Source organism: Cardiobacterium hominis (genome assembly GCF_900637305.1).
Lineage (GTDB): Bacteria > Pseudomonadota > Gammaproteobacteria > Cardiobacteriales > Cardiobacteriaceae > Cardiobacterium > Cardiobacterium hominis.
The window spans coordinates 2534737-2546049 of record NZ_LR134365.1 but is presented as its reverse complement, the minus strand read 5'-3'; the positions used below and the strand labels follow the sequence as shown (position 1 = coordinate 2546049).

The window sequence follows — 11313 nt, the reverse complement described above, 5'->3', positions numbered from 1 at the left end:
CACGCGCAGCGTAGGGGAGAGCGGTGCGTTTTCCGTGGGGCGCCTGATGATGTCGCGGAGCGGGAAATGAGGCAGCGCAGCCGTTTTCAGATGAGTACGGCTGACCCCCGCGCAGCTATTTGGGGGCGGCTATTTTTCTTTCGTTGCCTGCTTTTTCTGCGCGGTGCTGTCTGTATGTTCCAGCAGCCATTCGCGGTAGGGTCGGCCATCCAGCCACAGGCTTTCGGCGACAATCGCCCCGTTTTTCACGCGCACACCGAGACTTGCCGCGATTTGCGGGCGTTCGCCGTCGCCGCGCCAGCGCAGGTTTTCGTCAATGAGTACGGCATCGTCTTCCGGCAGATAGAAGCGGGTCAGCGGGATATCAATGCGCACTTTCGCGCCCGGCGGGGTGTCGGTCGGAATTTTCCAGGCAAAGGCGCTGTCTTGCGGCTCACGGCTCAGGCGGGTGATGTGTGCAAGACCATCCGGGTCAGCACCGAGTACGGCGTAGAGGGTGTCGCCGGGGCGCATGCCGTCCGGCAGGCTGTGTTCGCGCGTGCTTTCGGTGAAGGAGAGGGCAAGGTAGCGACCGCGCATGGCGTCGTAGGGATCAACGGGTTGTAGCGCGAGGCGTAGCGCCGTGCCTTCACGCAGCATGGTTTCACCGCGCAGGATTTGCGCGACGGGGACGGCCCATTGCAGACCGAACAGCGGCAGGAGCAGCAGAAGCAGGGCGAGGCGTTTCATGGTTGTTCTTCCGGGATAACAGCGGCGGGGGCGCTACGTTGCGGGCGGCGGGCAAGGCGCAAATTGAGGATAAAGAAGGCTGTACCGGCACCGATAAAGACGATGCCTTTCAGCCATAGCGGCAATTCGTCGGCAACGAAGCGGGCGAACAGCGCCATCAGCACCCAGATAAGCGCGGCATTGACGGCGAACAGGCTGTGATCTAGCGCTATGCGCGCCCGCCACAGACCGAGAATGACCACGACCAGCGTCGGCAACCACGGCCAGAGTTGGCCGAAAAGCTCACGCTGCGTGCCAAGGAAGTAAAGGAGAACGCCGCTCGCAGCGAAGGCAATATCCCAGCCGTGCAAACGTTTCCAGCGACATAGCGCGAAGACGAACAGTACGGCACTGACGGCGGTGAGCGGGCTGAGCGTAAGCACGAAATGCAGACCGTGGCCATCGGTGCGCTCGCTCAACAAATCGGGGAAAAGCAGGATGAAGGCGAGAACCAGCTGGAACACGAGCGCCATCGCATTGCGTCCACCGAGCGTGCGGCTGGCGAGATACCACGTGGCGAGGCAAACCCATACCGGCAGGAAATCGCCGTGCGTACCTTCGCTGCAAAGCGCGAGGGCGAAAACCAGTGCGTTGCCTGCGGCGAAAGTTCGCCAGGCGTAGTGCTGGTCGTGATAATCGCTGCCGCGTTGTCGTTGCCACAGAAGCAGGGCGAGCAGCGCCAACATATAGGCCGGATACTCCCAGCGCCAGAACACATCAGGCGCGTACAGGAAGCGGCCAAGCGTATGGAAACCCAAGATGTGCGTGAGCAAAGCGACGAAAAAGGCGACTGCCCAGCCGCGCGTCAAAAACGGCAGTGGTAGCGCCAGCCACAACCAGACACGCAAGAATGCGGGCAGGTCGGATTCAATATGATAAGTCTGCGCAATCAGCGCAATCGCCGCACCTACGGCGAGCGCCAGCGTCAGTGCGCTGCATTCGCGCCAAGCGGTGCTGTCTGGCCGCGCATAAATCGCATAAAGCACGGCTAACTGAGCCAAAAGCAGCGGTGTCAGCGAGAGCACGATGCGCACCTCGCGCGATAACGCCGCCCAGTTGGCGGCAAACAGCGCAATCACACCGGCGCTGACGCACAGCACCGCAAACAGCGACAGCACCAGCTGCCACCACGCGCCGCTATGCGGCTTGGCAAGCGCGTACTGTTGACGCAAACGTGCCGCTTGCTCTGGCGAAATCCAGCCCTTCTGCTCCCACAGTGGCAGCTCCGCCAACAAATCGCGGGAAAAGGCCGCGCGTTGATTCATAACAAAGACCCTCTGACAGTAACGGTTTGCCGCGCATGATACGCAAAATGTGGCGCGCAAAAAATAAAATTCCCGTAGCGATGCGCAATCGCCGCGCAAATCGCTTACAATCAGCGCCGTTCCCGTCGTGACGGGACATTTCGTTCACACAAACAGATATAAAGGTATCCCTCATGAAAAAACTGATGCAAACCTCACTCGCCGCAATGCTTCTCGCTGGTGCCATGCTGACCGCGGGCGCCCAAGATATTGGCGCAGGCAAAAAATCCCAGGAACTCGGCCAGAAAATCGGCAACGAAGTCATGACGGAAGTGATGAAAGAAGCGCAAAGCAGCGGTAAAGCGCCGACACCGGAAGCGGTAGGCAAAAAAATGATCGAAAAAATGCGCGCCAATCTCGATGACATGAAAAAAGCAGGCACCGAAGACTGCGCCGAACTCTACGGCCAGGACAGCGCCAGCAAATGCCAATGCGTCACCGACAAGACCGACTACGAGGCCGTTTTTGCCCTGATGGAAAAACAAATGGCTAACCCGCAAGCGCAGCAAACAGAAGATACCAAAGCGCTGGAAGCCAAAACCGAAGAAAATTACAAAGCCTGCGATCTTGATTTCAAAGTCATGAAAGACGCTACCGAAAAAGCAATGAAAGAAGCAATGGGTAAAAAAGGTTAATTACCCATTTAAAAAGCCCCGCATTGCGGGGCTTTTTATCCCTGCCCGGATTGAAAAGGAATATTCATGAAAAAACTGCTACAAATTCCGCTTGCCGTAATACTTCTTGCAAGTGTGAACGCATACGCCGAAGACCTCGCCGCCTCCAAAACGCTGATACTTGAAGCAGCCAAAGAGACCATGCAAGAGTTGCAGAAAGATACTGATGGCAAAAAACCAACGCCAGAAGCCGTTGGCAAAAAGCTGATGGCGAAACTACGCGCGCGCATGGATGACTTCAAGAAAGCCTACGAAAGCGACTGCGTCAGCGCTCATGGCAAAGATAAAGCCAAAGAATGCAAATGCTTCATCGAAAAGACGGACTTTGATGAGACGCTGAAACAGCTGGAACAACAAATGCTGAATAAAGACCAGCGGGACGAAATTCAAAAACAAATGGGTGAAAAAGAAAATGAAATTAAAAGAGCCTGTAACCTGTAATCCGTTAAAAAAGGAATTCTCATGAAAAAACAACTGTACCCCATGCTTGCCGCGCTGCTTTTGGCCGCTTCGGCGATTCCCGCCACTGCACAGACAGCGACTTCTGGTGAAATGACCAACACGCAAGCCTTTATGGATAAAATGGGCGAAGCGACGATTCAAGAACTTTTGACGGAATCCAAAACCAGCGGAGAAAAACCGACGAAAGTACAAATTGCGCAAAAACTGTTTGGCAAACTGCGTGAAAATATGGAAGCGTTCAAGACGGCATTTGTGCGCGATTGCACGATCCATTTTGGGGAAGACAAGGCGGAGAACTGCAAATGCGCTGCAGACAAGACCGATTTTGATACCCACATTAACCTGCTGGAAAAAGAAATGGTTAATCCTGATGCGGCAGGACTTGCCGAAGAGCAGGAACAATGGCGTGCGAAAAACATGCAGATTGAAAAAGATTGCGGGCTGGAAAAAACAGCGGCATCGCCCTAAAAAACCATGACAATCTCCCGCTTCGGCGGGTTTTTTAATAGCGACGCGGTGGCCAGATGAAAAAAAAATGCCGCCGCGCTGGAGTGCGCGTGCGACTGGCGCTAATATCAACCTTGGCTATTCATCAACTGTAAGGAGACTCCCATGACAACCGTTAAAAAAAATCCCGCCCGCAAGCCGCGTCAAGCCGCGTCTGACATGGAAAAAATCATCGACGTTGAGCCTATCAGCAAACCCGGCTCGCCGCAGGTAGAAGCGCATGAAATCAGTACCAAAGTGCAGCGCGCCGAGGACAGCCAGGCAGAAGCGCTGCGCGACATCATCACGCGCGACATCGCCGACGGGCGCATGGGCGAGGCGGGCAGCTATTTAGACACCGTGCTTGCCAGTTTTTCGCCCGATGACCTGGAAAAAGTACACCGCCTGTTTCTGCGTCATAGCGTCAGCAGTGGCGAGGACAGCACACTGCGCCCGGACGATGAATTGGTGGACGGTTGGCGCGAAGGCGTGTACCCCTACAAAAACCGCATGAGCCGCAAAAATTACGAGAAACAGAAATACCATCTGCAAGTGGAGCTGCTCAAATTGCAAAAATGGGTGAAAGAAACCGGGCAGCGCATCGTCATCCTCTTTGAAGGGCGCGACGCGGCAGGGAAGGGCGGCACCATCAAGCGCTTCATGGAGCATCTGAACCCGCGGGGCGCGCGCGTGGTCGCCCTGGAAAAACCGACGGAAACAGAAGCGGGGCAATGGTATTTCCAGCGCTATATCAAGCATCTGCCCACACGCGGTGAAATCGTGCTGTTTGACCGCAGCTGGTATAACCGCGCCGGCGTCGAGCGCGTCATGGGATTCTGTACGCCCGCCGAATACGACGAATTCATGCGCGAAGTGCCTGATTTCGAAAGAAACCTCATCCGCAGCGGCATCATCCTCGTCAAATTCTGGTTTTCGGTCAGCCAGGACGAACAGCGGCGCCGCTTCAAGGAACGCGAAGCGCACCCGCTGAAACAGTGGAAATTGAGCCCGATGGACAAGGCCTCGGTCGATAAATGGGACGACTACACCGCGGCGAAAGAAGCGATGTTCTTCCACACCGATACCGCGGAAAGCCCGTGGATCGTCGTCAAATCCAACTGCAAAAAACGCGCGCGGCTGAACGCAATGCGCTACGTGCTGCACCGCATCCCCTATCAGGAAAAAGACAACGCGCAAATTGGCGCGATTGACCCGCTCCTGGTGGTACGCGCCGGGGCGCTGTACGAAACGGATAACGCTAAACTGCGCTCGGCGATCGACCACGGTTAAGCCGTTTATGCCATTTCTGCCGTCGCAATCACTTTTGCGGCGGTTTTTTATGCCCGCCAATCATTAACGACACGGGCAACAACAGGGGCAAATCCATTTCGAAAATCACCGCTGTTATTTTTTATTCCAATGGCGGCAAACACTATTTCAAAATAAGACGGTACTGGTCTTAATTCCTGATATAACCGGAACTTACCGCAAAAAAATCCCGCCTTGATGATTGTTAAGGCCTTTGCTTAATGCTATCCTGATTTCACCTTTCCGGCATTCCCGGAATTCCCTTTTTATACAAATTGAACATGATGAGGTAATCCTGATGGCTATGGATACACCCTATAACTACCGCGTCGTCAAACAGTTCACCTGGGCGGCGATTATTTTTGGCGTCATCGGCATGCTGGTCGGCGTCATCATCGCCGCGCAACTGCGCTGGCCGACCCTCTTTGGCGGCATTGATTTCCTGTCTTACGGACGCCTGCGCCCGGTGCACACCAGCGGCGTGATTTTCGCCTTCGGCGGCAACGCGCTCTTTGCGACATCGTACTACATCGTGCAGCGCGTCTGCAGCGTTCGCCTCGTTTCCGACAAAATCGCCGCCTTCACCTTCTACGGCTATCAGGCCGTGCTGGTACTGGGCGTACTGAGCTACGTCCTCGGCTACTCGCAAAGCAAGGAATACGCGGAACTGCCCTGGCTGCTCGATATCCTGCTCGCGGTCGTCTGGGTTGCCTATGCCTACGTCTTCTTCTTCACCATCGGCAAGCGCAAGGAAAAACATATCTACGTCGGCCTCTGGTTCTACGGCGCTTACATCATCGCCGTCGCCGTGCTGCACATCTTCAACAACCTCGCCCTGCCGATTGACTGGCTGCATTCCTATCCCGTGTACTCCGGCGCGGTCGATGCGATGGCGCAATGGTGGTACGGCCACAACGCCGTCGGTTTCTTCCTTACCGCCGCCTTCCTCGGCATGATGTACTACTTCGTGCCGAAACAGGCCGGCCGCCCGATTTACTCCTACCGCCTCTCCATCGTCCACTTCTGGGCGCTGATTTCCATCTATATGTGGGCGGGACCGCACCACCTGCACTACACCGCCCTGCCGGACTGGACGCAGTCGCTCGGCATGGCCTTTTCCGTCATCCTCTGGGTACCCTCCTGGGGCGGCATGATTAACGGCATGATGACCCTCTCCGGCGCCTGGAACAAACTCGTCACCGACCCCATCATCCGCTTCCTTTTCGTCGCCCTCTCCTTCTACGGCATGAGTACCTTTGAAGGCCCGATGATGGCGATTAAAGAAGTCAACGCGCTCTCGCACTACACCGAATGGACCGTCGGCCACGTCCACTCCGGCGCGCTCGGCTGGGTGGCGATGATTACCATGGGCTCGCTCTACCACATGCTGCCGCGCCTCTACGGCAAAACCGAAATGTACTCCACCCGCCTCATCTTCGTGCACTTCTGGCTGGCGACCATCGGCATCGTGCTGTATGTCACCTCCATGTGGGTTGCCGGCATCATGGAAGGCCTCTTGTGGCGCGAAACCGTCGCCGATGGCAGCCTCACCTACAGCTTCATCGAAATCCTCGGCAAAAAATACATCTTCTACTTCGTCCGCTTCCTCGGTGGTGCCTTCTTCCTGAGCGGCATGTGCCTGATGGCATATAACTGCTGGAAAACCGTGGCCGGAGCCAAACAGCCCGCTGCCCAACTACAAACGCAGCCCGCCTGAGACCAGGAGAAACCACAATGAACATCATGAGCCACGAACGCATCGAAAAAAGCGTCGTTATCCTCGGCATCCTCACCTTCTTTGCCGTCATCTGGGGCGGTCTCGTACAAATCGTGCCGCTGTTTTTCGACAACCAGCTGCGTCCGGAAAACAGCTACGTCAAACCCTACGACCCGCTACGCCTTGCCGGATTCAACATCTACGTACGCGAAGGCTGCTACGGCTGCCACTCGCAGATGATCCGTCCCTTCCGCTGGGAGACCGAGCGCTACGGCCACTACTCCGTCGCCGAAGAATCCATGTACGACCGCCCCTTCATGTGGGGTTCCAAACGCACCGGCCCGGATCTCGCCCGCGTTGGCGGCCGTTACGGTGACGACTGGCACCACCGCCACCTCACCAACCCGCGCAGCGTCGTCCCCGAATCGAACATGCCATCCTACCCCTGGCTGAACACCACCCCTGCGGACATCACCCTCACCGAAAAAAGCATCCGCACCAAAATGAAACTGGGCGAGCCCTACACCGAGGCAGACGTGGCGAGCGTCAAAGACGCGCTCAAAGACAAAACCGAAATGGATGCGCTGGTTGCCTACCTGCAAGGACTGGGCGTGGCCTTCAAAGAACAGAAGCGGTAACACGACATGAGCGCCGCCGGCATCGCATGGGTCAAATACACCACAGTCGTGCTCTTTGCATCCTTCATCCTCATGACCCTCATCCTGTACCTGCCGCAGCGGCACAAACCCTATAAAGATGCCGAAAAACTGGCGCTGAAAGACGACAACGACGCGCCCATCAACCCGCGGCAACCCGAAGAACAAAACAAGAGGCAAGAAAAATGACAGCAGTCAGCATCTTCATCGCGGCAGTGACCATACTGCACATACTCGGCTACATCGGCCTGGTGTACTGGACGACCCACATCAAGGCGGGTGGCGACGCCAAAGAAGGCGAAGTGATTGACCACACCTGGGATGGCGACCTCAAAGAAATGAACAACCCGATGCCGGGCTGGTGGCTGTCGCTCTTCTACCTCATGATCGCCTTCGCCATCGCCTACCTTTTCCTCTACCCGGGCGTGTACAAAGGCAGCAAAGGCTGGACGCAGCTTACCCAATACCAGCAGGAAAGCCGCCGCGTTGACGCGCGTTCCGCCGAATACTTCCGCCACTACGCGGGCAAAAGCGTCGAAGACCTTGCCAAAGACACGGATGCCCTTGCTATCGGCCGCCGCATCTTCCTGCAAAACTGCGCCGTCTGCCACGCCTCTGACGCGGGTGGCACTCCGGGCAACTACCCCAACCTGAGCGACAAAGACTGGATCTGGGGCGGCACACCGGAGAACATCATCAACACCATCACCAACGGCCACACCGGCGCCATGCCCGCCGGTGGCGCACTGATCAGCGTGACCCCGGGACAAGCGCCGAGCGCCGAAGACCAGCAAAAACTCGAAGACGTCAGCAACTACATCCTCGCGCTCGGCGGCTACGAACATGACCAGGCGCTTGCCGAAAAAGGCGAAGAACTCTACAGCACGAGCTGCGTCGCCTGCCACGGCCCGGACGGCAAAGGCAACCCAGTCATCGGCGGTATCAACCTTGCCGACCAAACCTGGCTGTACGCCGAAGACAGCGAAGACCCGGCGGCGCTGAAAACCTTCATCCAGAACCAAATCCAGCACCCGCGCAACAACGTCATGCCCGCCTGGAAAGACATCCTGGGCGAAGCCAAAATCAAAGTCGTCGCCGCCTACGTTTACTCTCTGAGCCAGGACGAAAGCGAAGTAGACAACAGCGCGGAAGAAGAAAAAACCGCTACCCCGGTAGCGGCTGGCGAAGCCGAAAAACCGGCTGCTGAAACAACAGCCACCGCCGCAGAAGCTGCCGCTACAACCAGCGCAGCCGAAAAACCGGCTGCTGAAACAACAGCCACCGCCGCAGAAGCTGCCACCACCACCAGCGCAGCCGAAAAACCGGCTGCGGAAGCCGTACCGTCCGCCGCTGAAAGCGTGCAACCCGCCAGCGAAACCGCAAAACCCGCTGAAGCAGCCACCCCGGCAAGCAGTGAAGCCGCGACCGCACCATAAACGCACGTTGAGCGTACTAAAGAGCCCCGCCATGCGGGGCTTTTTCATTCTCGCTCGCTCATTTTTACTACGTCCTACGGGCAGAAGCGCCATAAATGAAGCCTTACCGCCATCGCTTCATTAGAAAATCTACGGGGAAGCGGCTATATTGCCCGCCTCTGGCACATCTGCCGAAACCCGCCACAGGAGGCAAAATGCACCGTCGTCGATTTCTCGCCACCAGCGCCCTTGGTCTCGCCGCGCTGCGTCTTTCCCGTTTCGCCTACGCCGGCGATGCCGCAAGCACGCCGCTCGCCCTGCCCGAGGCGCTGAAAAACAACCCGCTGCTTGATTTCAGCGGCTTGCCCAAATTCAGCGCTTTCACCCCGGCGGACGTCGCCCCCGCCATCGACTTCCTCATCAACCACAACCGCGAGCAGGTCGAAAAAATCGCCGCCATCGCCGCGCCCGATTGGGACAATTTCTTCGTGCCGCTGTCGGATGCCGCCGACAAGCTGAACCGCGCCTGGGGCATCGTCGTCCATTTGAACAACGTCAAAAACAGCGACGCGCTGCGCGAGGCACACGACGCCGCGCTCGCCAAAATCACCGATTACAGCTCCTGGCTCGGCCAGCATGAGGCGCTCTATCAGGGCTTCGTCAAGCTGAAAGAAGCCGCCGCCTTCGCCGCCTACAGCCCGGCGCAGCAGAAGGCCATTACCGATGCGCTGCGCGATTTCCGCCTCTCCGGCATCGGCCTGCCTGCGGACAAGCAGCAGACGTATCGCGACGTCAGCAAGCGCCTCGCCGAACTCTCCTCGCAGTTTGAGAAGAATGTGCTGGACGCCAACATGGGCTGGAGCAAGACCGTCGCCAGTGCCGATGCGCTCAAGGGCTTGACCGAACACGACCTCGCCGCCGCCAAAGAAGCGGCAGAAAGCAAGGGCGAGCAGGGCTACCGCCTCACCCTGGATTATCCGAGCTATAGCGCCGTCGTTACCCGCTGCGACGACCGCGCCCTGCGCGAGGAAATCTACCGTGCCTACGCCACCCGCGCCTCCGACCAGGGGCCGAATGCGGGAAAATGGGACAACAGCGCCGTCATCAACGAAATCCTCGAACTGCGCCACACCCTCGCGCAAACGCTGGGCTTTGCCACCTACGCCGACTACTCACTCGCTACGAAAATGGCAGACAGTCCGGAAGAAGTGATGCAATTTCTCACAGGGTTGGTGCAGCGCAGCCGCGCCCAAGCCCGCGCCGAGACCGACGAACTGCGCCAATGGGCGAAAGAAACTTACGGCGTGGACGACTTGCAACCGTGGGACATCGCCTACTACAGCGAGAAACAGAAAAACGCGCGCTATGCCGTCGATGACCAAACCCTGCGCCCCTATTTCCCGGAGGCGAAAGTGCAGGAGGGGCTGTTTGCCGTTGCCAAAAAACTGTTCGGCATCGACATCCGCGAAAAAAGCGGGGTGGACGTCTGGGACGCCAGCGTGCGTTTCTACGAAATTTACGAAAACGGCGCGCACATCGCCTCCTTCTACCTTGACCCCTACGCGCGCGAGCATAAAAACGGCGGCGCCTGGATGGACAACGCCATCACCCGCCGCCGTCTACCCGATGGCAGCCTGCAAAAACCCGTCGCCTACCTCGTCTGCAACTACGGCAAGCCGGTGGGCGAGAAGCCCGCGCTCTTGCGCCACGACGACGCCGTCACCCTCTTTCACGAATTCGGCCACGGCCTGCACCACATGCTGACGCGGGTGGACGTGGCAGAAGTTTCCGGCATCAATGGCGTCGCCTGGGACGCGGTCGAATTTCCCAGCCAGATGATGGAAAACTGGTGCTGGCAAAAAGAAAGCCTGCCGCTCATCTCCGCCCACTACCAAACAGGCGCGCCGCTGCCGGACGAACTGCTGACGAAAATGCTGGAGGCAAAAAACTACCTTGCCGCGCGCGCCCTCATCCGCCAGCTTGAATTCGGCCTGCTCGATTTCCGCCTGAACTACGAAGACGCGGGCGAGCGCAGCAGCTTCGTCGCGCGCGTCATGCAGGGCATCCGCGACGAGGTTTCCGTCACCCCCGACCCCGAATGGGCGCGGCGCGCGCATTCCTTCACCCACATCTTCTCCGGCGGCTACGCGGCGGGCTATTACAGCTACCTCTGGGCGGAAGTGCTGGCGGCGGACGCTTTCTCGCGCTTTGCCGCCGACGGCATCCTCAATGAGGCGACGGGCAAGGCCTACCGCGACACCGTTTTTGCCGACGGCGGCTCACGCCCGCCGATGCAGGTGTTTGAGGCCTTCATGGGTCGCAAACCGACGCTGGATGCACTTTTGAAACAGCGCGGCATCAAGGGCTGACGTCGCGGGCTTGTTTACAGGCATTGCAAAACAGCGCCGCGTGTATAGTGATACTCATAAAGTCTCATACAAGGCGCGCCGCCGAAAACAACACCATAGGGTTGCGCTTCGGCGCACCGTCGCGGAAATATTTCTTTTTTATCAATGGTGTGCC

The 11313-nt window shown here is 57.8% G+C and carries 11 protein-coding genes; 9 read left to right on the top strand and 2 right to left on the bottom strand.

The window, feature by feature from the left end; genetic code table 11:
• Positions 1-129: 129 nt before the first annotated feature.
• Both EL199_RS12230 and EL199_RS12225 read right to left on the bottom strand, forming a co-directional pair.
• Positions 130-729, bottom strand: coding sequence for a GDYXXLXY domain-containing protein (locus EL199_RS12230; protein ID WP_004142941.1), 600 nt, complete (start codon positions 727-729; stop codon positions 130-132).
• Positions 726-2033 (bottom strand): DUF2157 domain-containing protein, encoded by a 1308-nt coding sequence (locus EL199_RS12225; protein ID WP_004142942.1) that lies wholly within the window; start codon positions 2031-2033, stop codon positions 726-728. The genes EL199_RS12230 and EL199_RS12225 overlap by 4 nt, the downstream gene beginning before the upstream one ends.
• A gap of 173 nt (positions 2034-2206) precedes the next feature.
• On the opposite strand from EL199_RS12225, the gene EL199_RS12220 reads away from it, so the two are divergent.
• The 9 genes from EL199_RS12220 to prlC all read left to right on the top strand — a co-directional run bounded on the left by EL199_RS12220 (position 2207) and on the right by prlC (position 11159).
• Positions 2207-2707, top strand: coding sequence for a hypothetical protein (locus tag EL199_RS12220; protein ID WP_004142943.1), 501 nt, complete (start codon positions 2207-2209; stop codon positions 2705-2707).
• Between the two features lie 66 nt (positions 2708-2773).
• Positions 2774-3187: a hypothetical protein gene (locus EL199_RS12215; RefSeq protein WP_004142944.1), complete on the top strand. Its 414-nt coding sequence runs from the start codon at positions 2774-2776 to the stop codon at positions 3185-3187.
• A gap of 21 nt (positions 3188-3208) precedes the next feature.
• Positions 3209-3676: a hypothetical protein gene (locus EL199_RS12210; RefSeq protein ID WP_004142945.1), complete on the top strand. Its 468-nt coding sequence runs from the start codon at positions 3209-3211 to the stop codon at positions 3674-3676.
• A gap of 144 nt (positions 3677-3820) precedes the next feature.
• The gene (gene ppk2 / locus EL199_RS12205) at positions 3821-4984 is read left to right on the top strand and encodes a polyphosphate kinase 2 (RefSeq protein WP_004142946.1); all 1164 of its coding nucleotides are present in this window, start codon (positions 3821-3823) and stop codon (positions 4982-4984) included.
• A gap of 316 nt (positions 4985-5300) precedes the next feature.
• Positions 5301-6719: a cytochrome-c oxidase, cbb3-type subunit I gene (gene ccoN / locus EL199_RS12200; protein ID WP_004142948.1), complete on the top strand. Its 1419-nt coding sequence runs from the start codon at positions 5301-5303 to the stop codon at positions 6717-6719.
• 26 nt (positions 6720-6745) lie between these two features.
• On the top strand, positions 6746-7357 hold the full coding sequence (gene ccoO / locus EL199_RS12195) for a cytochrome-c oxidase, cbb3-type subunit II (RefSeq protein ID WP_040356142.1): 612 nt from the start codon (positions 6746-6748) through the stop codon (positions 7355-7357).
• A gap of 6 nt (positions 7358-7363) precedes the next feature.
• On the top strand, positions 7364-7564 hold the full coding sequence (locus EL199_RS12190; protein WP_004142950.1) for a hypothetical protein: 201 nt from the start codon (positions 7364-7366) through the stop codon (positions 7562-7564).
• Complete coding sequence (ccoP, locus tag EL199_RS12185) at positions 7561-8811, top strand: cytochrome-c oxidase, cbb3-type subunit III (protein WP_004142951.1); 1251 nt, start codon at positions 7561-7563, stop codon at positions 8809-8811. Before EL199_RS12190 ends, ccoP begins: the two co-directional genes overlap by 4 nt.
• Before the next feature lie 194 nt (positions 8812-9005).
• A complete protein-coding gene (gene prlC, locus EL199_RS12180) occupies positions 9006-11159 on the top strand; it encodes an oligopeptidase A (RefSeq protein ID WP_004142952.1) in 2154 nt (717 codons plus the stop codon).
• Positions 11160-11313: the final 154 nt, after the last annotated feature.

Coding starts and splice junctions, on each gene's coding strand:
- EL199_RS12230 (WP_004142941.1), bottom strand. CDS start 729: ATGAAACGCCTCGCCCTGCTTCTGCTGCTCCTGCCGCTGTTCGGTCTG.
- EL199_RS12225 (WP_004142942.1), bottom strand. CDS start 2,033: ATGAATCAACGCGCGGCCTTTTCCCGCGATTTGTTGGCGGAGCTGCCA.
- EL199_RS12220 (WP_004142943.1), top strand. CDS start 2,207: ATGAAAAAACTGATGCAAACCTCACTCGCCGCAATGCTTCTCGCTGGT.
- EL199_RS12215 (WP_004142944.1), top strand. CDS start 2,774: ATGAAAAAACTGCTACAAATTCCGCTTGCCGTAATACTTCTTGCAAGT.
- EL199_RS12210 (WP_004142945.1), top strand. CDS start 3,209: ATGAAAAAACAACTGTACCCCATGCTTGCCGCGCTGCTTTTGGCCGCT.
- ppk2 (WP_004142946.1), top strand. CDS start 3,821: ATGACAACCGTTAAAAAAAATCCCGCCCGCAAGCCGCGTCAAGCCGCG.
- ccoN (WP_004142948.1), top strand. CDS start 5,301: ATGGCTATGGATACACCCTATAACTACCGCGTCGTCAAACAGTTCACC.
- ccoO (WP_040356142.1), top strand. CDS start 6,746: ATGAGCCACGAACGCATCGAAAAAAGCGTCGTTATCCTCGGCATCCTC.
- EL199_RS12190 (WP_004142950.1), top strand. CDS start 7,364: ATGAGCGCCGCCGGCATCGCATGGGTCAAATACACCACAGTCGTGCTC.
- ccoP (WP_004142951.1), top strand. CDS start 7,561: ATGACAGCAGTCAGCATCTTCATCGCGGCAGTGACCATACTGCACATA.
- prlC (WP_004142952.1), top strand. CDS start 9,006: ATGCACCGTCGTCGATTTCTCGCCACCAGCGCCCTTGGTCTCGCCGCG.